A 20656-nucleotide genomic window follows, 5' to 3' on the forward strand; every position below is an offset into this window, starting at 1 on the left:
AAGGCGCGCCGCTCAGCTCCCGCGATAGGTGGAATAGCTCCACGGCGTCACCACCAGCGGCACATGATAGTGCCCCTCCGGCTCGGCGATGCCGAAGCGGATTGGAACCGTGTCGAGAAAGGCCGGGCCGGTCAGGCCCGCCCCCGGCAAATCGAGCCCGCGTGCGGCGAAATAGGCGCCGACATGGAACACCAGCTCATAGCGCCCCGCCCGCAGCGGCGCGCCGGAGATCAGTGGCGCATCGGTGCGTCCGTCCGCATTGGTCACCGCTTCGGTGAGAAGCGCCCGCGCGCTGGCTCCCACCTCGTAAAGCTCCACCCGCACGCCCTGCGCTGGTCCACCTCTATGGGTGTCGAGCACATGTGTGGACAGGCGGCCGAACACGTTGGGCTGACCCGTCCCCACCACGCGCTCCACCAGCCGCAGCGCGGTGATATGGCCGATTTCGACCAGGGCGGCGGCGAGTTCCTCCTCCCGCTTGTGCAGTAGCCGCGCGTCGAAGGCGTCGAGCAATGCGTCGCGCGTCTGCCGCCGCACACAGATGACGAAGGGAAAGCCGAAGCGGGCGTGATAGGCGGCGTTCAGCCGCTCGAATCGCGTGAATTCGGCCTCGGACAGCCGGTCCAGCCCCAGCCCCGCCTGTTCGGACACCGAAGCTGGGGCGATATCGCCGGCCCGTGCCGCCTTTCCCGCCAGATCGGGATGCGCCGCCACGAACGCGATGCGCTCCGCCTCCGGCCGCGCCCACACCGCCGCCATCAGCGCCTCGTGCAACGCCGTCACCGTGGCGAAGGGCGCATGGGCGAAGGCGGCTTCCGCCACCCAGGGCGCGTGCTCGAAAATGCCGTCCAGCGCGGCAATGAAGCCGTCGCGGTCGAGCGTGTTCAGCGTGTCGAGGGAGACGGGATGCGTCACGGTTGCTCCTCACCATGCACGGGCCGGAACGCATCGCCCGGCCGGTCGCGGTCGTAGACGGGCCGGCCGGCGACATAGGTGGCGCGCACGGCCCGGTCGTCGCCGAGCGTCATCAGGAGAAACAGCACTTCCTCCATCGAGGCGCAATAGCCGGCGCGGAACGCCATGAACGGGGTCGCCTTCGGGTCGAGCACGCAGATATCGGCCTCCATCCCCGGCGCCAGCCGGCCGACGCGGTCCTCCAGTCCGAGCGCCCGCGCCCCGCCTGATGTGGCGAGATAGAAGCCCTGCACCGCATCGAGCTTCTGCCCGACCATGGCCGCGACCTTGTACGCCTCGTTCAGCGTCTGCAATTGCGACAGCGAGGTGCCGCCGCCAACATCGGTGCCGAGTCCGACCTTCACCGGCCGGCGGGGGTCCACCGCCTCGAACAGGCGGAACAAGCCGCTGCCGAGAAAGAGGTTGGAGGTCGGGCAATGCGCCAGCGCCGCTCCCGCCTGGTGACAGGTGCAGAAATCGGCCTCATGCAGATGTATGCCATGGCCGAACATGGAACGCGGCCCCACCAGCCCGGCCTGGGCATAGACATCGAGATAGGAGGCGCGCGCGGGGAAAAGCTCCCGCACCCATTCGATTTCGGCCGGATTCTCGCACAGATGCGTCTGCAGGAAGAGGCCGTCGCGTGTCTTCAGCAACGCCCCGGCGGCGTCGAGCTGCGCCTCGGTCGAGGTCGGCGCGAAGCGCGGGGTGACGCAGTAGAGCGCCCGCCCCCGCCCGTGCCAGCGCTCGATCAAAGCGAGGCTCTCGTCATAGCCGCGCTGGGCCGTATCCAGCAAAGCCGCCGGCGCGTGGCGATCCATCAGCACTTTGCCGGCTATCATCCGCGCATCGAACCGCGCCGCTTCGGTGAAGAAGGCGTCCACCGATGACGGATGGACCGTGCAGTAGACCATCGCCGTCGTCGTGCCGGCGCGCAGCAATTCGCGCAGGAACAGATGCGCCACCCGCCCGGCATGGCCGGAATCGGCGAAGCTCATCTCGGCGGGGAAGGTGTAGGTCTCCAGCCATTCCAGCAATTGCGTGCCGAAGGCGCCGATCACCTGCATCTGCGGATAATGCACATGCGCGTCGATGAAACCGGGCACGAGGAGATGGCCGGGAAAATGCTCCACCGCCACGCCCTCGGGCAGCGTGTCGCTGAGTTCCGCATAGGGGCCGAAGGCGGCGATCCGCCCGTCCTCGATGACGATGAGCGCGTCGTCATGGGTGATGAGGCAGCCGCGCGAGGGCTGCTCGAACGGATTGCCCGCCAGCGTCGCCGCCGGCCCGCGCAGCACCCGCGATTGAAGGCTCCCGCTCATGACGCCGCCTCTTCCGCCATCTGGGCGGGCAGCAGTGCGTAGAGTTCATCCGCCACGAAGGGCGTCGCGCGCAACCGCACGCCGGTGGCGTCGAAGATCGCATTGGCGAGCGCCGCCGCCACCGGATTGAACGGGCTTTCGCTCATCGACTTCGCTCCCATAGGACCGATGGAGTCATAGGTTTCGGCGAAGAACACCTGCGTGCGCCGCACATCGGCGAAGGCGGGGATATGGTAGCCGCGAAAGCTGGCATTGGTCACCGCCCCCTGATCGTCCATGATCAGCCGCTCATAGAGCGCGGCGCCGATCGCCTGCGCCACGCCGCCTTCCACCTGGCCGCGGCACTGCATCGGGTTGACCACCGTGCCGGCATCCGCGGCATGGAGGGAGCGCAGAATGCGGATTTCGCCGGTGCGCCCATGCACCGCGACCTCGAAGCCCTGCACATTGAACGCCACCGAACGCGGACTGCCCGCCGCGTCGCCCAAGGCCTCCAGCGGCGCCAGCGCGGCGAGGGCGATCCGCCTCTCGCCCGCCACCACCGCCTCGCCCTCGATCCGGCAGTCGCCCGCCGGCACATCCAGCCGGGCGGCCGCGGCCTCGCGGATGAGCGCCGCCAAACGCGCCGCCGCCGCCTGCGTCGCGCTGCCGGCCACCACCGTACCGGTCGAACCGTAAGCGCCGGTGTCGTGGTCGACATGGGCGGTGTCGGACTGGCGCACGCTAATCTGCCCCGGGCGGGCGCTGAGCAGCGTGGCAGCGATCTGCACATGCACGGTGGTGGTGCCGTTGCCGAATTCCGCCGTGCCGGTGCGCAGCTCGTAGGTGCCGTCGGGCGTCAGCATCAGCCGCGTCTGCGCGACATGGCCGCGCGGGGGAATGGTGTCGATCATGGCTGCCGCGATGCCGCGCCCGACCTGCCACTCCGCGCCCAGCAGTGTCGGCAGCGGCCCGGCCAGTTCGGCCTCCACCCGGTCGAGGCACTGGTCGAGCCCGTAGCTGCCCATCTCGACATCGTGGTGCGGCGGACCGGACGACACCATCGCATCGCCCGGCCGCACCATGTTCAGCCGCCGCAGCGCGACGGGGTCCATGCCGAGCTTGTGCGCCAGCTCGTCTATGGCCGATTCCACGGCGAAAACGGTCTGGCTCAGCCCATAGCCGCGAAAGGCACCGCTGGGCAGGGAATGGGTGTAGACCGACCAGCCTTCCACCCGCTTGTTCGGGCAGTTATAGAGCGCGACGCTCTCTCCCGAACCGTGGAACAGCACACCCGCCGCATGGTTGCCATAGGCGCCGGTGTTCAGCAGCATGCGCATGGAGAAGGCGGTCAGCCGCCCGTCCCGCGTCGCGCCGAGCGTCACCGTCACCTTCATCGGATGGCGGCTGGTGGAAGCGGCGAACTGCTCTTCGCGGGTATATTCCAGCTTGACCGGCCGCCCGGTTTTCAGCACCGCCAGCGCCACGATGTCCTCGGTCAGCATTTCCTGCTTGCCGCCGAAGCCGCCGCCGACCCGTTCCGCGAAGACCCGCACGCTCTCGCGCGGCAGGTCGTAAAGGGCGGCCAGCGCGTCACGGGTGAGGAAGGGCGTCTGGGTGGAACTGCGGATCACCAGCCGCCCCTCGGCGTCACGCCAGCCAATGCAGCCATGGGTTTCGAGATGGGCGTGCTGGACGCGCTGGCTCTCATAGGTCGCCGTGTGGATCACATCGGCCTCGTCCAGCCCGGCGGCGATGTCCCCCACCCCGCCCGCCAGCGCGGCGGCGATGTTGCGGGAGGCCTCCGCGATGCGGCTCTCCGGCCCTTTGTCCCCATGCACCAGCGGCGCGCCGGGCGCCATGGCATCCTCGGGGTCGAAAACCGCCGGCAGCAGCTCATAGTCCACGCGGATCGCGGCGCATCCGGCCTCTCCCGCGGCTTCGCTCACCGCCACCACGGCGGCCACGCGCTGGCCGACATGGCGCACCACCGCGTCGAGCACGCGGGTGTCGTCGGCATCGTCGGTGGCGTGGTGGTGACGCGCGGAGGAGAACAACCGTGACGGCGCGTCCTCATGCGTCAGCACGGCCACCACCCCCGGAAGGGCCAGCGCCGCCGCCGTGTCGATGGCACGGATGCGCGCGTGCGGATGCGGCGAGCGCAGCAGCTTCATGTGCAGCAGCCCCGCCAGCTCGCCCTCCGGCGCCACATCCATGGTGTAGCGCGCGGCCCCGGTGACGATGGCCGGCCCGGCCGGCGCGGCCACGGAGCAGCCCACGCGGCCCTGCCGCGCGTCGGCCTCCACCGTCGCGATCCCGGCCACCGCATCGGCGATGGCGGCATAGCCGGTGCAGCGGCACAGATTGCCCTTGAGCGCGTCCGGCAGGTCCGCGCGCTGGCCCTGGTCGAGCGCGGCTGACGTCATCACCATGCCGGCGGTGCAGAAGCCGCACTGGAATCCCTGTGCCTTCAGGAAGGCCTCCTGCACCGGGTGCAGACCCTCGCCCTCGCACGTCGCCGCCAGCCCTTCAATGGTGGTAACGGCGCGCCCCTCGGCACGGAAGGCGGGCGTGACACAGCTATGCACCGGCCGGCCGTCGAGATGCACCGTGCAGGCGCCGCAATCGCCGGCATCGCACCCCTTCTTCACCCCGAACCAGCCCAATTCCCGCATCAGGGTGCGCAGGCACTGGCCCGGCCGCGCCTCGGTCTCGATCGCCTGGCCATTGACGCTCAGCCTCACGCGCGCCCCTCATCCCGTTGGTCCAGTTCGTCGCGGATCTCCTGCGCCAGCAGGTGAGTCATGTGGCGCCGCCAGTCCGGCCGGCCGTGCATGTCGTCATAATAGAGCGACTGAGGGATCGCCGCTGCCAGCCGCGCGGCGAGGCCGGCGGAGCTTGGCACAGCGGGAAAGGCGATTTCCACCGGCCGCCTTGTGGCGGCGGTCACGGTGAGCGCGAAGCCGCCATCGTCCGCGCGCGTGCCGATCAGCAGCACGCCGGAACGCCCCAGCGGGGTGAGCGACGCGCGGCGGAAGGCCGCCCGGCGGCGCAGCGCCGCCGCCGGCAGCTCCACCGAGCGCAGCACCTCACCCGGCGCCAGCGCCACCTCGCGCGGGCCGCGCACAAGATCGGCGACCCGCGCGCGCCGCTCGGCGCCGTCCGGTCCCCAGACAATGCCCTCGCCCTCCAGCGCGACCGCGAGCGAGATCATCGGCCCGGCGGGCAGGCCGAGGCAGATATTGCCGCCCACCGTCGCCGTGTTCCAGATCTTGAACGAGGCGAGGAAGGAGCGGCAGCACGCCCGGATGAGGCTGGCCGCCCGCCACGCCACCGGCGGCTCGAAACCGTTCAGTTCGGCGACGGTGCAGGTGGCGGAAATGCTCAGCCCGTCCGCCCCGGCGCGGAAAGGCTCCCAGCCGAGCCCGGCGAGATCGACGAGCCGCCGTACCGAAGGCTGCGGCTCGGAGAACAGCCAGGTGCCGCCACCCACCACCGCGTCGCCCCCGCGCGCGGCCGGAAGCTCCGCCCGTACGCGCGGTCGCAGCACTTCGGTGACCCCGTTCAAGTCCATGCCTGATCCCTGCGGCCGTTGCTGCCCGCTCAGCGGCGCCCCACCGTGCAGACGATCTGGCCGTGCGGCTCGTCGGTCGGGGTAAAGACCTGCCCGTCAAAGGCGCGGCCGAAGGGCGACAGGTCGATGGGGAGATAATGCTTGTTCGGGCAGGCCATGGACATCTCGGCCACCTCGGGCACGGCGGCGAGCACCGCTTCGCCCATCTGGTACAGCGTCGCCTGCACGCCCGGGCTGTAGGTGGTGGCAAACACCTTGAGCGCTGCATCGAGCACCGCGGCATTGGCGGCGGCGTAGCTCGCGGGCGTGCCGCTCCACCGCCAGGTCGCCTCCATGGCGGTGGCGAACAGGCGGTCGGCGGTCGGCTTCAGCGTCGTCGCCTCATCGACCCAGTAATCTTCCCAGCCCGACTCGGTGGTCTTGAGGAAGGTATAGCCGTCGACCCCGGAAGCGAGCCGGCTTCCCTCGCGCGTCGCCTCCAGCCGGACGAAGGGCTTGCCATTACCATCGAGCACAAAGGCATGGTCATGCGCGGCGCCATCGACCACCAGCCGCCGCCACTTCGTCTCATGCGCGGTGACCTCAACGCCGGCGACATGAGGGTAGCGGTCGAGAAAATACTGCGCGAGCACGCCGGCGAACACCTCGTTCTCCGCCCCGACATGGTCGCGGGCGACAATGTTGATGATGTTCTTGATCGAATCGGTGGCGATCACCTGCCGGTTGTCGCCCTGTGTGTAGGCAGCGGCAAAATCGCCGGTCAGCATCGCCTGCACGGAAAGCTCGCGCACCTCATGGCGGGCGCTGTCGCGCGCAACCCGCATGATGCGCACGCGCCCCTTGCCATAGCTGTTGGAAATGAGCGGCATCGGCACTGTCCCCCGGCAACGGATCGGTCGTTTGATAAACGCCTATGCGAAAGCGGTGCCAGTCTGACACCGGGCCACGCCCGGCGGAAGCCACCCGGATCGGGCGGACCGCAACATCGCGGAGCCCGGCGGCGCGGGAAGCGGGTGGCGCCGGCGCGCCGACCGGGTGAAAATGGGTGCTCATTTCCCAGCCGGGTGTGCCATGAACCTTCCTCCCTCTTCCGACGCCTCCCCGTCGCATACCCTGCAGCGCCCTTTCCGGCTTGACGGCCGCGTCGCGCTGGTAACGGGGGCGGGGCGCGGGCTCGGCTTCGAAATGGCGAAGGCGCTCGCCGCCGCCGGCGCCCGGGTGGTGATCAATGGCCGCCACGCCGGACGGCTGGACGCCGCCGCCGCCGCTCTCGCCGCCGCGACCGGCCGCGCGGTCGCCACTGCCCCCTTCGATGTCGCCGACGCCGACGCCGGCCGCGCGGCCATCGCCGCCATAGCGGGGGAACATGGCCGGCTCGACATTTTGGTCAACAATGTCGGCGCCCGCGACCGACGGCCGCTGAAGGATTTCACCGCCGGCGAAATGGAGGCGCTGATCGCCGCCGATCTCATCGGCCCGATGCTGCTGGCGCGCGAAGCAGCAGAGCACATGGCGGCGCACCGGCATGGCCGGCTGATCACCGTCACCTCGATCGCCGCCCACATCGCCAACCGCCATGATCCCGTCTACACCGCCGCCAAGGCCGGGCTCGGCGGGCTGATGCGGGCGCTGGCGGTGGATTATGCGCGGGCCGGCATCACCAGCAACGCCATCGCCCCCGGCATGTTCGCCACCGAGACCAATGCCGGCCTCGTCGCCGATGCCGCCTTCTCCGCTTTCGTCGATACCCGCGTGCCCGTCGGCCGCTGGGGTCATCCGCCGGAAATCGGGGCCGCCGCCGTGTTCCTGGCCTCGGATGAGGCCTCCTTCGTCAACGGCCATGTGCTCATCGTCGATGGCGGGCAGTCGATCCGCATGTGAACCATCCGCGCCCACGTTAAGCATAGTGCGCGCAAGGGCCGCGCGATGATTTCACATCTCCGCAAGGCTCTCTAGATAAGCCCTGGATCGGACCAGATGACGGAGAGCAACGGATGAGCTTCAGCGATGACCTGCGCCAGGAAAGCGCGCAGGACTGGCAAGCCTGCGTCGACCATCGTTTTGTCGGGGAGATATTCGCCGGCACGGTGCCGCCGGAGGTCATGCGCCGCTATCTGACGCAGGACTACCAGTTCATCGACGGCTTCGTCGCCCTGCTCGGCATGGCGATCGCCACGGCCGACCGCTTCGGGTCGCGCATCCGCTTCGCCCAGTTCGCGGCGATGATCACCAGCGACGAGAACACCTATTTCCAGCGCGCCTTCGTCGCGCTCGGCGTGCCGGAGGCCGAGCGCATCCATCCGGTGCTCACCGCGCCTACGGCCGGCTTCCAGACCCTGATGAAGGACGCCGCCGCCAGCCGGGATTATGCGAGCTGTCTCGCCGTGCTCGCCGTCGCCGAATGGCTCTATTTGAGCTGGGCGGACCGTCCCGATGCTCCGCTTCCGCCCGACTTCGTGCATGCAGAATGGATCACCCTGCACAATAATGCGGAATTCCGCACCTTCGTGACCTGGCTACGCGGCGAATTGGATCGTGTGGGCGCCGCCGCCGACTCCGCCGTGCGGGCTAATGCCGCCGCCTTCTTTCGTCGTGCCGTCACGCTGGAAAGGGCATTCTTCGATCACATCTACGAGTGATTCGATAAACCAATGGATGTACACCGCCGCTCAAGGATTGTACTTGGCGGCGGCACTCATCAAGAAATTGTGCGTACTAAAACGTTTAACCCTGCTGTCCTGCGGACGTTGCCCGCGCCGATCTCTGACGTTGCGGCAGTACAGGAGCACCCCTCGTCTCGCAAGGCGTGTTACCGCGCAGAAGCGTGGCAAACCTTTGCCGCCACAGCACTTCATTCGACTTGACCACGCGCCGTCGGAACATGGGGGGCGCCACGCGGCCGCCGTCAAAACAGGGGGCAGCGCGTGAATTTTTTCGTTTGGGGCTGACAAAGCTGCCATATCGCTGCCGCTTTGCTTGCTATTTGCTTATTGACGTTTGCTCGTTTGATGTTAAATCCATCTCAGTCTCAATGGAGAAAATAGATGTCTGAGCAGGATGCCGTGTCGGCCGATTATCTCGGCCTTACCGCGGATGTCGTTGCGGCTTTTGTCGGCAACAACTCGGTGCCCGCCGCCGAACTTCCCGATCTGATCGCCAAGGTCCACGGCGCCCTGCTTCGTCTCTCCGCTCCTGCCCCGGCTGTTGTCGAAGAGGTGCTGAAGCCTGCGGTGCCGGTGAAGAAATCGGTGACGCCGGAATATATCATCTGCCTGGAAGACGGCCTCAAGTTCAAGTCGCTGAAGCGTCACCTGCGCACCAAGTACAATATGACGCCGGAAGATTACCGCGCCAAATGGGGCCTGCCGAACGACTATCCCATGGTCGCTCCCAGCTATGCCGAGGCGCGTTCCAATCTGGCGAAGAAGATGGGTCTCGGCCAGCAGCGCAAGAAGCCGGCGCCCGCCCCGGCGGCCAAGCCGCGCGGCCGCGCCAAGAAGGTTGCCTGAGGCGGGGCATCGCCTCCTCGCCTCCCGCCCTTGAGACATCGAAAAAAGGCAGCGCCGGCACCGGCGCTGCCTTTTTCATGAGGTGAAGATCGGCCCGCCGAGCCGCGGGCCGGCGCTCACGACATGCACGTGCCTGCGTCTCCGGCGCGAAGAGCAGGATCTTCCTCCCCCAGCCACCGCTCGAGAAACGCCTCCAGCCACAGCCGGATGCGCGCATCGTGCTGGAGGCGGTCGCTGAAATGCGCCCGGCGCGGGCGGGCCCCCGGCAGGTCCAGCCGCTCACCGCCCTGCACCGTCCAGCGGCACATCATGTGATGCGTCACCTCCGGGTGAAACTGGATACCGAAGGCGCGCTCGCCGTAGCGGAACGCCTGGTTGGGGAAGGTCGGCCCCTGGGCGAGAAGTTCGGCGCCGGTGGCGAGATCGAAGCCCTCGCGGTGCCAGTGATAGACATGGTCCGGCCAGGTCGGGCCGGCGGGCGCCGGCGCCCCCAGCATGCGGGCGCCCGCCTCGGTGGCGCGGATCGGGTAGTAGCCGATCTCGACCAGCCCTTCGGGATGAGGTGCGACGCGGGCGCCGAGATGGCGCGCCAGCATCTGCGCGCCGAGGCAGATGCCGAGATAGGGCTTGCCCTCGCGCAGCGGCACGCCCAGCCAGTCGATCTCGCGGCGAATATAGTCATGGCTGTCATTGGCGCTTTGCGGGCCGCCGAACACCACGGCGCCGGCATGGCCGGCCAGCGTCTCCGGCAGTTCCTCGCCGAGGCAGGGTCGGCGGATGTCAAGCCGGTGCCCGCGCTCGGCCAGAAGCCGCCCGACGCGGCCGGGAGAGGAATGCTCCTGGTGGAGCACGATGAGAACGGGAAGCGGAGTGTCTGCGACAGCCATGATCTCGTCGGCACGAACGGGGCGGGAAGCGCTCGCTTTCGCCAAGCAAGGATGACGCCACGATTCGCCGCGCGCCTCAACCCCCGACGGCGCCGCCCGGTGCTCAGCCCTCAAAAGCGTCGCGCACCCGCTTGCGGATGTCGACGCGGTCGCGCGAGGTGACATTCAGCAGTTCCGCCGCGCGCCAGACCAGATTGTCCTCGAACTCGGTCAGCCCGCCATCGGCATAGGCGACCTCGAACATCATCTCCACCACCCGGCGGCGGCCTTCCTCATCCATGGCGCGGTTCAGCACGCTGGTGAAGCCGTAGAGGTCGACTGCCTCGGCGTCGCGGGCGATGGCGGCTTCAAGCAGCTTTTCCGCGTCATCCTCGGAAAGGGTGAACCGGGCCGCAAGCAGGCGGCGCAGCTTGTCCATCTCGTCGGCGCCGATCACGCCGTCGATCGTCACCACATGCACCAGCAGCGCCGCGGCCGCCAGCCGGTAGTCATTCTCGGCAAAAGCGGAGGCCTCGCGACCACCCCCGGCGATCTCGGCGATAAAATCGGTCAGCGAGCGCAGCATGAAGGGCGGCTCCTCCGCAGCGTGTCGGTCGGCTCGGAATTGGGATGGGCCCGGCAAAGGACCTGAGCCGTGGGTAAAGCAATCCCCGCAAGGGTGCAACGGCCGCTCGGCCGCGCGCGACCGAAGCCGCGACGCCGGTGCAGAGCCGCCACACCCTGGCGCTACGGCTCCGCCAGTCACGCCTGCACCCGCCTGACGCAAAAAAGCCCGGCGGGGTCGAGGAACCCGCCGGGTCGAGGTTGCGGACAGGGCGCCGGCCGGCGGCCCTATTCGAGATAGTCGGCGTAGCGCGCGACATGGTCGGCGAGGCCGAGCGCATGGTTGCGCACCAGCACCTCGGCCGCGTCGGTATCGCGCGCCTCCAGCGCCTGGATGATGGCGAGATGATCCTGGATCGAGCGGTCGGCCCGGTTCTCCTCGCCGATCGTCTTGCGCCGGATCATCCGCATATGGGTAAACAGGTTTTCCGCCAGATTGACGAGAATGCCGTTGCCGCCCATGGCGATGATCGTCTGGTGGAACTGGATGTTGACCTCGGAATATTCGTCGAGCTTGGCGTGCGGGCCGCCGCCCTCGTCGAAGGAGGCGAACATCTGCCGCAGCCTGCCGATCTCCTCATCCGTGGCATGCACGGTGATGAGACGGGCGGCGAGGCTTTCAAGCGCCGCCCAGACCTGGATCATCTCGATCACTTCACGGCGCGTCTTGCGCACCACATAGATGCCGCGCCGCGGCACGGAGTGCACGAAGCCCTCGCGCTCAAGCTGGGCCATCGCCTCGCGCACCGGCGTGCGGCTGACGCCCAGGCTCTGCGCCAGTTGGCGCTCATCGAGGCGCACCTCGCTGGGCTGGTCATAGATGTTGAGCGAGACGATCACCTCCTTCAGCGCGGTATAGGCGCGGTTCTTGAAGGTGGAGGTGTCTTCGAGCGGCGCCACGGAGAGCTTGGCCGCTCCTCCATTGACACGGCGAATGGTGCTCTCGACGCTCATCATGAGGCTTCCGTCTCCGGCCTGCGCCCGGGCAGCGGCCCAGGGCGTCGGCGGTGAAGCTCCGTATCGGCATAAATCATTGGCGTTGCCTCCCGTCCCCCCGAAACGTCGGTTCGCGCCTCCGTCCGCCGGCCACTTTCTGCTGCGTGGCTCGGGCGGCGGAGTGTCCCGCGACCGTTGATGGCCCGATTTCCCTCTCCGGGGGCGAGGGATTCGGCGGAAGAGCGATTGGCCCCGCCCTTCGCCTGGGCGCCCGAGGAGGATGACGTTACGTCATCCTCCTCGCGGCTGAACCCGCCGCACGCTGGCGCGCGGCGGGCCCGTTGATTATCGGCGTCAGGCCGGCTGGGCGGAAGTCCCGCGCAGCTTGCCAAGCGCCAGGCCGATCAGCGGCCACAGGCCGGCGATGAGGCCGAGGCCCATGATCGAGGACACCAGACCGTTCGACCAGAACACCGAGATGGTGCCGCCGGAGGACAGCAGCGCCTGGCGGAAGGCTTCCTCGGCGCTGTCGCCGAGCACGATGGCCAGCACCAGCGGCGCCAGCGGGTAGTTCGTCTTCTTCAGCAGGTAGCCGAGGACGCCGAACACCATCATCATCAGCACGTCGAAGACGTTATTGTTCACCGTGTAGGCACCGATGGCGCAGATCACCAGGATCACCGGGGCGATGATCGAGAAGGGGATGCGCAGGATCGAGGCGAACAGCGGCACCGTGGTCAGCACGAGGATCAGGCCGACGATGTTGCCGAGATACATGGAGGCGATGAGACCCCACACGAACTCCGCCTGCTCGACGAAGAGCATCGGACCGGGCTGCAGACCCCAGATCAGCAGGCCACCGAGCAGAACCGCGGCGGTCGGCGAACCGGGAACGCCGAGCGCCAGCATGGGCAGCATGGCGGCGGTGCCGGCGGCGTGCGCGGCGGTTTCGGGAGCGACGACGCCCTCGATCTCGCCATTTCCGAAGTTCTTGCCGTTCTTCGACACGCGCTTGGCGATGCCATAGGCCATGAAGGAGGCCGGGGTGGCGCCCGCCGGGGTGATGCCCATCCAGCAGCCGATGATGCAGGAGCGCAGCGAGGTCACCCAGTAGCGCGGAAGCGTCTTCCAGGTCTTCCACACCACCTTGGGGTCGATCTTCGCCGCCTTGCCGCGGAACTCCAGTCCCTCTTCCATCGTCAGCAGGATTTCGCCGATACCGAACAGACCGATGACCGCGATGAGGAAGTCGAAGCCGTTGAGCAGTTCGGTGATGCCAAAGGTCAGGCGAAGCTGGCCGGTCACCATGTCGAGGCCGACTGCCGCGAGGGCAAAGCCGATCATCATGGAGACGATGGTCTTGGAAGGCGTTTCCTTGCTCATGCCGACGAAGGAGGCGAAGGCAAGGAAATACACCGCGAACTTCTCGGCCGGCCCGAACTGCAGCGCGAACTGCGCCACCAGCGGGGCGATCAGCGTGATCATGACGATCGCGAAGAAGGCGCCGACGAAGGACGAGGTGAACGCCGCGGTGAGGGCTTCACCCGCGCGGCCCGACCGCGCCATTGGATGGCCGTCGAAGGTTGTGGCCACCGACCAGGGTTCGCCCGGAATGTTGAACAGAACCGAGGTGATGGCGCCGCCGAACAGCGCGCCCCAATAGATGCAGGTCAGCAGGATGATCGCCGAGGTCGGCGACATGGAGAAGGTGAGCGGCAGCAGGATGGCGACGCCGTTGGCGCCGCCGAGGCCCGGCAGCACGCCGATGATGACGCCCAGCAGAATGCCGATGGCCATCAGCAGGATGTTGAACGGATCGGAGGCGATGCCGAATCCGTGGTAGAGGTAGGTGAAATTCTCAGCAATCATGTTCATGGGCGCTATCCCCCTGGGTGGCCTTCTTGTCTGTCCGGATCAGAGACCGAGCATGGCCTCGACCGGCCCCTTCGGGAGCGGGATCAGGAACCACCGTTCGAGTGTGATGTAGAAAAAGGCCGGGACGCCGAAGGCAACGGCCAGGGAGAGCGGCCAGCCGTAATTGCCGAGCCAGACCATGAAGAGGATGATGAGCGCCACCGAGGGAATGTAGATCCCGAGGAACGGCACCAGCGCCACATAGATGCAGGCGGGGATGAGGACCTTCAGCACCTGAACGAGCTGCTGGTTCTCCGCGAAGATCGCGTCAGGATCGACACGCAGGCCCGCCACCACATTGATGAGGCTGCAGATGCAGATGATGAGCCCGACATAGAAGGGGAAGAAGCCGGCCTGCGGGCCGTCCGAGCCCCACCCGAAGCCGACGATCATGCTGCCATAGAGGACGATGAGGCCGAAGGCCAGGGTCAGCAGCGCCGTGCCGACTTCAACGGCGCGTTGCTTGGGCCCCGACTCGGCTCCGTGGTGAGACTGTTCCATCGAGATGTCTCCGAAAATCCGCGCAAAAGCAGGGCCGGCGGGACAAGGCCCGTCGACGGCACGCTGGCGCCAGCCCGCTGAATGATTGTTGTTATGTCTCGCCCGGAGTGCGGCGAAGGAGGAGGCCCACCGCCTCCTCTTGCGCGCCGCGCATGCCGCGATCCGGTCGAGGATCGCGCGGCCGGCCCTTGAGGATCGCTCTTAGGGATCGCCCTTGGGGGTCGGCCGTGCTCGGGGCTACGCCGTCAGGGGGCGTATCAGTTGCCGGCGATGAAGCCAGCCGCCTGCATCAGGTCCTTGTGGGTCTTCTCGGACTGGTCGAGCCAGGCCTTGAATTCGTCGCCGGCCATGAAGGTCTGGTTGAACGCACCGTCCTTCATGAGCTGCTTCCACTCGGGGGTCTCGCGCACCTTCTTGAACAGCTCGACGAAGTAGTCGACCTGCTCCTGGCTCACGCCCGGGGGCATGAAGATGCCGCGCAGCATGAGATATTCGACATCAAGACCGGCGGACTTGCAGGTCGGGACCGAGGACCAGGACAGGTCGCCCTGAATCTTGTCGGTGTAGGGCAGCGTCTTGGAGTCGAACACGCAGAGCGGACGCAGCTTGTCGCCGCGCCACTGGGAGACGGCCTCGATCGGGTTGTTCACGCTCGAATTGATGTGGCCGCCGACGAGCTGCACCGCGACTTCGCCACCGCCCTTATAGGGGATGTAGGTCATCTTCTTGCCGAGCGCCTTCTCGATGGCGACGGTGATGATCTGGTCTTCCTGCTTGGAGCCGGTGCCGCCCATCTTGAAGGTATTGTCCGGCGCCGCCTTGATCGCCGCCTCATATTCCTGCGCGGTCTTGTAGGGCTCCTGGGCGTTCACCCACAGCACGAATTCGTCGAGCGCCAGCATCGCGACCGGGGTCAGATCCTTCCAGTTGAAGGGAATGCCGGTAGCCAGCGGGGTAGTGAACAGGTTGGAGAGCGTGATGACGATCTTGTGCGGATTGCCCTTGTTGCTCTTCACGTCGAGGAAGCCCTCGCCGCCGGCGCCGCCCGACTTGTTGATGACGACGAGCTGCGTCGACATCAGGTCGTGCTTGGCGATGATGCCCTGAAGCGTACGGGCCATCTGGTCGGCGCCGCCGCCGGTGCCGGCGGGCACGATGAACTCGACCGGCTTGGTGGGTTCCCAGGCGGCGGCGGCCGGCAGCATGGACAGGGCCGTCATGCCAAGAGCGGTCACGGCACCGAGGCCGAGAGCATGCAGATGTTTCATTTGGCGTTTCCTTCCCAAAGGGTTCTGGCGAACGGCCGACTCATTGGCTGGTCGGCTCTTGCGTTTGGGTCCAGCCTTCCGCCGCGGAGCGGGGCGTGACCTCGATAGCCGGGGGCGTTGTTGTGTCTCTCCGCCGGATATTCTGTGGAATAACTTGTACCAAGAATAAGCCAAAGCCAAGCGATAATTCGAAAGTCCAATGTTGCGGCGCAAGGTCAACTGGTATTACGTATTACTGTTATTTTGTATTTGGCATACCAATCTTGGTATACTCCATACCTTATAATGTACGGATGAATACGTTATTACTTAAACGATTGAACCAAAAGCCGTTTTTCCGGGCTTTTCGCCGCTCACGCCGCGGCCGCGGCGGCAGGTAGGGCACAGCCCGCCGACGTGTCGTCACGCAGGTGCACAAGAAGCGCGGGACCGGCGAATACTTGCGGCGCCGCCCTCCGCCGTTTTTCGCCCCTGACTCGCCCACTTTCTCGCCATATTGTTGCGATGCAACATAGGCATTGTGCTGGACGGCGATGGATTCTCTCTCCCGTCGTCGCCGGCCACGCGCGCGCTGCGCAGCGGCAACCAGGCGGCTGTGGTTCGTCGCCCGGCTAGGTCGCGGCGCGGAATCGTTTTTGCTAGGAGTCGGGTGAACCGGGGTCGGGAAACACGGCTTCCGCCCGCCGCGCGAAACGAACCGATCCACCTCCCGTCCCGGGCATGGGACGCCAAGGAGACACCGCCCATATGACCAGCCGCGTAATTCCGGTGGCGCCCTTCACCCTCACCGTCTTCGGGGCGACGGGCGACCTTGCGCGTCGCAAGCTGATCCCCGCGCTGTTCCACCGCGACCTCGACGGGCAGATTCCCGAGGACGCGACCATTATCGGCGTCTCGCGCCGGGCGCTCAGCGACGACCAGTTCCGCGCCTTCGCCCGCCAGGCCTTGACCGACCATATCCCCGCCAGCGAACTGGAAGGACCGGAAGTCGACCGCTTCCTCGCACGCCTGTCCTATGTCGCCGCCGATGCCGACGCGGATGGCGGCTGGCCGGAGCTGGCGCAGCGCGTCGGCGCCTTCCCCGAGCATATCCCGGTCTATTATCTCGCCACCGCCCCGCATCTGTTCGGGCCGATCTGCGAGCGGCTGGGCAAATACGGCCTCGCCGAGAAGGGCCGCGTCGTCATCGAAAAGCCGATCGGCAAGGATCTGAAATCGGCCGTCGCGCTCAACCAGCAGATCGGCCGCATCTTCCCGGAAGACCGCGTCTACCGCATCGACCATTATCTCGGGAAGGAGACGGTGCAGAACCTGATGGCGCTGCGCTTCGCCAACGCCCTGTTCGAGCCGCTGTGGAACAACGCCCATATCGACCATGTGCAGATCACCGTGGCCGAAGCGCTCGGCGTCGAGGAGCGCGCGGGCTATTACGACACCGCCGGCGCCATGCGCGACATGGTGCAGAACCACATTCTCCAGTTGCTCTGCCTCGTCGCCATGGAACCGCCGGCCTCGCTCGACGCCGACGCGGTGCGCGACGAGAAGCTGAAGGTGCTGCGCGCGCTCAAGCCGATCGACGACCAGAACATGGCCGCCGTCACCGTGCGCGGCCAGTACCGCGCCGGCGCCTCGGCGGGCGGCGCGGTGCCGGGCTATCTCGACGAACTCGGCTCCTCCACCAGCAGCACCGAGACCTTCGTCGCGGTCAAGGCGGAGGTGGAGAACTGGCGCTGGGCCGGCGTGCCCTTCTATCTGCGCACCGGCAAGCGCCTCGCCTCGCGCGTCTCCGAGATCGTCGTCGGCTTCAAGCCGGTGCCGCATTCGGTGTTCGACGCCAATGTCGGCACCATCGAATCCAACCGGCTCGTCATCCGCCTGCAGCCGGACGAGGGCGTGAAGCTGTGGCTGATGATCAAGGATCCCGGCCCCGGCGGCATCCGCCTCACCCATGTGCCGCTCGATATGAGCTTCGCCAAGGCATTCAAGGTGCGCAACCCGGATGCCTATGAACGCCTCATTCTCGACGTGGTGCGCGGCAACCAGACCCTGTTCATGCGCCGGGACGAGGTCGAGGCGGCGTGGAAATGGGTCGATCCGATCCTGGAGGCCTGGCGCAACGCCAAGGAACCGCCGCGCCCCTACACCGCCGGCACCTGGGGGCCCTCGGCCGCCATCGCCCTCATCGAGCGTGACGGCCGCACGTGGCTCGAAGACGGCGCCTAGCGGCGCCTTGGGGCTCGAAGACGGCGCCTAGAGGCGCCTTAGGGCTCGAAGACGGCGCCTGACCGGCGCCTTTGGGTTGGAAGACGGCGCCTGACCGGCGCCTGCCGTGACCACCGCGCCCCGCCGGGACCCGTGGGCGCTCAACCAGACGTGCGGCGACCGGCCTCCGGTCGTCGCACAACTGCCCTATACTGACCGCTGGCGCCTCAGGCGCCGCGATCCGTAGAGGCGCCGGCTTGGGCCGGCACGAGAGGGAGACTGCCGGGCATGCCGGAACTGCACGAATTGAAGGACAGCGCCGAGGTCGCACGCGCGGTCGCCGATTTCGCCAGCGCGGCGCTCGCCGCGCGCGTCGCCCGCAGCGGCATGGCCAGCCTCGCCGTCTCCGGCGGACGCACGCCCACCCGCTTCTTCGAGGAGCTCTCCACCCGCGACCTGCCCTGGGACAAGATCGCCGTCACCCTCGTCGATGAGCGCTGGGTACGCGAGACCTCCGACCGTTCCAACGCCCGACTGGTGCGCCAGCACCTGTTGCAAAACAAGGCTGCAGCCGTGCGATTCGTGCCCCTTGCCAATGACGCGCCGACGCCGGAAGACGGGCTCTTCGCCGTCAACGAGGCGCTGGAAGATATCTCCTGGCCGCTCGCCTGCGCCATTCTCGGCATGGGCGATGACGGCCACACCGCCTCCTTCTTCCCCGGCGGCGACCATTTGAGCGAGGCCATCGACCCTGACGCGGCGCTCGGTCTCATTCCCATGCGCGCTCCCGATGCCGGCGAGCCGCGCATCACCCTCACCCTGCCGGTACTGCTGGCCGCCGACGCGCTCGCCCTGCACATCGAGGGCGAAGCCAAGCGCCCGGTGCTGGCGAAGGCGCTGGGCGAGGGCCCGGCGACCGACATGCCGATACGTGCCGTGCTGCGGGCGAAGCCCGCGCTCGACATCTTCTGGTGCCCCTGAGCCGGGCGCGCCTATTTCCGCCTGCCGTCCCGGCGGCCCGTCCGGGCCGCCGCCACCGAAGACCGGCCGGACCTGCCGGCCGCCGCCGACCCTGAGGAGAGCCGCATGGCCACTGCCATTCCGTCCCATGTGAATGCCCGCATCGGCGAGGTCACCGAGCGCATCGCCACGCGCTCGCGTGACGCCCGCGCGCGCTATCTCGAACGGATCGCTGAGGCCGCCGAGCGCGGGCCGAGCCGGGCCAAGCTCGGCTGTGCCAACCAGGCGCACGGCTTCGCCGCCTGCGGCCCCTCCGACAAGGCCATGCTGCGCGAAGGCAGCGGCGCCAATCTCGGTATCGTCACCGCCTATAATGACATGCTGTCCGCCCACCAGCCCTATGAGAGCTACCCCGCGCTGATCCGCGCCGCCGCGCGCCGCGCCGGCGGCACGGCGCAGGTGGCGGGCGGCGTGCCCGCCATGTGCGACGGCGTCACCCAGGGCGAGGCCGGCATGGAACTGTCGCTGTTCTCGCGCGACGTGATCGCGCTCGCGACCGCCGTCGCCCTGTCGCACCAGACCTTCGACGCCGCCGTCTTCCTCGGCATCTGCGACAAGATCGTGCCCGGCCTCGTCATCGGCGCGCTTTCCTTCGGCCATCTGCCCGCGGTGTTCATTCCCGCCGGGCCGATGACCTCGGGCCTGCCCAATGACGAGAAGGCGAAGATCCGCCAGCTCTTCGCCGAAGGAAAGGTCGGGCGCGAGGCACTGATGGAGGCGGAGAGCCAGTCCTATCACGGGCCGGGCACCTGCACCTTCTACGGCACCGCCAACACCAACCAGATGATGATGGAGATCATGGGCCTGCATCTGCCCGGCGCCTCCTTCGTCAACCCCAACACGCCGCTGCGCGAGGCGCTGACCATTGCGGCGGCCGAGCGCGCCATGGCGATGACCGCGCTCGGCAATGATTATGTGCCGGTCGGCCGCATGCTGGACGAGAAGGCCTTCGTCAACGGCATTGTCGGCCTGCACGCCACCGGCGGCTCGACCAACCACACGCTGCACATCGTCGCCATGGCGGCGGCGGGCGGCATCACCCTGACCTGGGACGATTTCTCCGACCTCGCCGAGGTGACGCCGCTGCTCTGCCGCGTCTATCCCAATGGCAAGGCCGATGTGAACCATTTCCACGCTGCCGGCGGCATGGGCTTCGTCATCCGCGAACTGCTCGCCGACGGCAAGCTGCACGCGGACGTGGAAACCGTGTGGGGCGGCGGGCTCGATGCCTATACGCAGGAGCCGGTGCTGCGCGAGGACGGCACACTCGGCTGGCGCGAGGGGGCCGAGGCGAGCGGCGACACCGCCGTGCTGCGCGGAGCCGGGGAGCCCTTCCAGCCCACGGGCGGGCTCAAGCTGCTGGCGGGCGAATTGGGCAAGGCGGTGATCAAGACCTCCGCCATCGCTGCCGAACGCCACATCATCGAGGCGCCAGCCCGGGTGTTCCACAGCCAGGAGGAGCTTCAGGCCGCCTTCAAGGCCGGGTCGCTCACCGGTGACTTTGTCGCCGTGGTGCGCTTCCAGGGGCCGAAAGCCAACGGCATGCCGGAACTGCACAAGCTGATGCCGCCGCTCGGCGTGCTGCAGGACCGCGGCCACAAGGTGGCCCTCGTCACCGATGGACGCCTGTCCGGCGCCTCCGGCAAGGTGCCAGCGGCGATCCACGTCACCCCGGAAGCCGCCGATGGCGGCGCCATCGCGCTGATCCGCAATGGCGACATTATCCGGCTCGACGCAGTGGCCGGCACGCTCACGGTTCTGGTGGAGCCGGAAATGTGGGCGGAGCGGGCGCCGGCCCCGGCCAATCTCGCCCCCTCTCATGTCGGGGTCGGCCGCGAACTTTTCGCCGCCTTCCGCGCCTGCGTCGGCACGGCGGATACCGGGGCCAGCATCTTCGCGGTGTGAGGGGCGAGGCGTCATCCCGGCCGGCGGCGCAGCCGCAGAGCCGGGATCGTTCTCACGCCCGCGCGATCCCGGATCGACCTAC

17 protein-coding genes are annotated in these 20656 nt (G+C 67.8%); 6 read left to right on the top strand and 11 right to left on the bottom strand.

Going from position 1 to position 20656, the window contains the following annotated elements; all coding sequences use genetic code 11:
- Window positions 1–12 precede the first annotated feature (12 nt).
- Genes uraD through pucL form a run of 5 tightly spaced genes read right to left on the bottom strand, consistent with a single transcriptional unit; the run spans window position 13 to window position 6698 of the window.
- Window positions 13–915 (bottom strand): 2-oxo-4-hydroxy-4-carboxy-5-ureidoimidazoline decarboxylase, encoded by a 903-nt coding sequence (gene uraD, locus AAC979_RS16375; RefSeq protein ID WP_371347962.1) that lies wholly within the window; start codon window positions 913–915, stop codon window positions 13–15.
- Window positions 912–2276 carry a guanine deaminase gene (gene guaD, locus AAC979_RS16380; protein ID WP_371347963.1) on the bottom strand — a complete coding sequence of 455 codons (1365 nt, stop codon included), beginning with the start codon at window positions 2274–2276 and terminating at the stop codon, window positions 912–914. The genes uraD and guaD overlap by 4 nt, the downstream gene beginning before the upstream one ends.
- Window positions 2273–4999, bottom strand: a complete 2727-nt coding sequence (locus AAC979_RS16385) for a molybdopterin-dependent oxidoreductase (protein WP_371347964.1) — start codon at window positions 4997–4999, stop codon at window positions 2273–2275. The genes guaD and AAC979_RS16385 overlap by 4 nt, the downstream gene beginning before the upstream one ends.
- Window positions 4996–5829 carry an FAD binding domain-containing protein gene (locus tag AAC979_RS16390; protein ID WP_371347965.1) on the bottom strand — a complete coding sequence of 278 codons (834 nt, stop codon included), beginning with the start codon at window positions 5827–5829 and terminating at the stop codon, window positions 4996–4998. The genes AAC979_RS16385 and AAC979_RS16390 overlap by 4 nt, the downstream gene beginning before the upstream one ends.
- 29 nt (window positions 5830–5858) lie before the next feature.
- Entirely contained in the window at window positions 5859–6698 is an 840-nt protein-coding gene (pucL, locus tag AAC979_RS16395; protein WP_371347966.1) for a factor-independent urate hydroxylase, read from the bottom strand.
- A gap of 202 nt (window positions 6699–6900) precedes the next feature.
- On the opposite strand from pucL, the gene AAC979_RS16400 reads away from it, so the two are divergent.
- The 3 genes from AAC979_RS16400 to AAC979_RS16410 all read left to right on the top strand — a co-directional run bounded on the left by AAC979_RS16400 (window position 6901) and on the right by AAC979_RS16410 (window position 9338).
- Window positions 6901–7710: an SDR family oxidoreductase gene (locus AAC979_RS16400; protein WP_371347967.1), complete on the top strand. Its 810-nt coding sequence runs from the start codon at window positions 6901–6903 to the stop codon at window positions 7708–7710.
- Window positions 7711–7823: 113 nt separating this feature from the next.
- Window positions 7824–8468, top strand: a complete 645-nt coding sequence (locus AAC979_RS16405) for a TenA family protein (protein WP_371347968.1) — start codon at window positions 7824–7826, stop codon at window positions 8466–8468.
- Between the two features lie 405 nt (window positions 8469–8873).
- Window positions 8874–9338, top strand: a complete 465-nt coding sequence (locus AAC979_RS16410; protein WP_371347969.1) for a MucR family transcriptional regulator — start codon at window positions 8874–8876, stop codon at window positions 9336–9338.
- 116 nt (window positions 9339–9454) lie between these two features.
- On the opposite strand, the gene AAC979_RS16415 is transcribed toward AAC979_RS16410, so the two are convergent.
- From AAC979_RS16415 to AAC979_RS16440, 6 genes are all read right to left on the bottom strand, one after another.
- On the bottom strand, window positions 9455–10225 hold the full coding sequence (locus AAC979_RS16415) for a glutamine amidotransferase (RefSeq protein ID WP_371347970.1): 771 nt from the start codon (window positions 10223–10225) through the stop codon (window positions 9455–9457).
- Window positions 10226–10328: 103 nt separating this feature from the next.
- On the bottom strand, window positions 10329–10790 hold the full coding sequence (locus AAC979_RS16420; protein ID WP_371347971.1) for a TerB family tellurite resistance protein: 462 nt from the start codon (window positions 10788–10790) through the stop codon (window positions 10329–10331).
- A 266-nt stretch (window positions 10791–11056) separates the two neighbouring features.
- A complete protein-coding gene (locus AAC979_RS16425) occupies window positions 11057–11785 on the bottom strand; it encodes a GntR family transcriptional regulator (protein ID WP_371347972.1) in 729 nt (242 codons plus the stop codon).
- Between the two features lie 333 nt (window positions 11786–12118).
- Window positions 12119–13633 (bottom strand): tripartite tricarboxylate transporter permease, encoded by a 1515-nt coding sequence (locus AAC979_RS16430; protein WP_371349084.1) that lies wholly within the window; start codon window positions 13631–13633, stop codon window positions 12119–12121.
- 45 nt (window positions 13634–13678) lie between these two features.
- A complete protein-coding gene (locus AAC979_RS16435) occupies window positions 13679–14179 on the bottom strand; it encodes a tripartite tricarboxylate transporter TctB family protein (RefSeq protein WP_371347973.1) in 501 nt (166 codons plus the stop codon).
- A 257-nt stretch (window positions 14180–14436) separates the two neighbouring features.
- The gene (locus tag AAC979_RS16440) at window positions 14437–15447 is read right to left on the bottom strand and encodes a Bug family tripartite tricarboxylate transporter substrate binding protein (protein ID WP_371347974.1); all 1011 of its coding nucleotides are present in this window, start codon (window positions 15445–15447) and stop codon (window positions 14437–14439) included.
- A 747-nt stretch (window positions 15448–16194) separates the two neighbouring features.
- On the opposite strand from AAC979_RS16440, the gene zwf reads away from it, so the two are divergent.
- The 3 genes from zwf to edd all read left to right on the top strand — a co-directional run bounded on the left by zwf (window position 16195) and on the right by edd (window position 20574).
- Window positions 16195–17670 carry a glucose-6-phosphate dehydrogenase gene (gene zwf / locus AAC979_RS16445; protein ID WP_371347975.1) on the top strand — a complete coding sequence of 492 codons (1476 nt, stop codon included), beginning with the start codon at window positions 16195–16197 and terminating at the stop codon, window positions 17668–17670.
- 267 nt (window positions 17671–17937) lie between these two features.
- Entirely contained in the window at window positions 17938–18630 is a 693-nt protein-coding gene (gene pgl / locus AAC979_RS16450; protein ID WP_371347976.1) for a 6-phosphogluconolactonase, read from the top strand.
- Window positions 18631–18735: 105 nt separating this feature from the next.
- On the top strand, window positions 18736–20574 hold the full coding sequence (edd, locus tag AAC979_RS16455) for a phosphogluconate dehydratase (RefSeq protein WP_371347977.1): 1839 nt from the start codon (window positions 18736–18738) through the stop codon (window positions 20572–20574).
- Window positions 20575–20656: the final 82 nt, after the last annotated feature.

It is taken from the genome of Ancylobacter sp. IITR112 (assembly GCF_041415945.1).
Lineage (GTDB): Bacteria > Pseudomonadota > Alphaproteobacteria > Rhizobiales > Xanthobacteraceae > Ancylobacter.

Bases quoted from the DNA above. Each gene is read 5' to 3' on its own strand.
- guaD (WP_371347963.1), bottom strand. From the start codon at position 2,276: ATGAGCGGGAGCCTTCAATCGCGGGTGCTGCGCGGGCCGGCGGCGACG.
- AAC979_RS16390 (WP_371347965.1), bottom strand. From the start codon at position 5,829: ATGGACTTGAACGGGGTCACCGAAGTGCTGCGACCGCGCGTACGGGCG.
- pucL (WP_371347966.1), bottom strand. From the start codon at position 6,698: ATGCCGCTCATTTCCAACAGCTATGGCAAGGGGCGCGTGCGCATCATG.
- AAC979_RS16400 (WP_371347967.1), top strand. From the start codon at position 6,901: ATGAACCTTCCTCCCTCTTCCGACGCCTCCCCGTCGCATACCCTGCAG.
- AAC979_RS16405 (WP_371347968.1), top strand. From the start codon at position 7,824: ATGAGCTTCAGCGATGACCTGCGCCAGGAAAGCGCGCAGGACTGGCAA.
- AAC979_RS16410 (WP_371347969.1), top strand. From the start codon at position 8,874: ATGTCTGAGCAGGATGCCGTGTCGGCCGATTATCTCGGCCTTACCGCG.
- AAC979_RS16415 (WP_371347970.1), bottom strand. From the start codon at position 10,225: ATGGCTGTCGCAGACACTCCGCTTCCCGTTCTCATCGTGCTCCACCAG.
- AAC979_RS16420 (WP_371347971.1), bottom strand. From the start codon at position 10,790: ATGCTGCGCTCGCTGACCGATTTTATCGCCGAGATCGCCGGGGGTGGT.
- AAC979_RS16425 (WP_371347972.1), bottom strand. From the start codon at position 11,785: ATGATGAGCGTCGAGAGCACCATTCGCCGTGTCAATGGAGGAGCGGCC.
- AAC979_RS16430 (WP_371349084.1), bottom strand. From the start codon at position 13,633: ATGATTGCTGAGAATTTCACCTACCTCTACCACGGATTCGGCATCGCC.
- AAC979_RS16435 (WP_371347973.1), bottom strand. From the start codon at position 14,179: ATGGAACAGTCTCACCACGGAGCCGAGTCGGGGCCCAAGCAACGCGCC.
- AAC979_RS16440 (WP_371347974.1), bottom strand. From the start codon at position 15,447: ATGAAACATCTGCATGCTCTCGGCCTCGGTGCCGTGACCGCTCTTGGC.
- zwf (WP_371347975.1), top strand. From the start codon at position 16,195: ATGACCAGCCGCGTAATTCCGGTGGCGCCCTTCACCCTCACCGTCTTC.
- pgl (WP_371347976.1), top strand. From the start codon at position 17,938: ATGCCGGAACTGCACGAATTGAAGGACAGCGCCGAGGTCGCACGCGCG.
- edd (WP_371347977.1), top strand. From the start codon at position 18,736: ATGGCCACTGCCATTCCGTCCCATGTGAATGCCCGCATCGGCGAGGTC.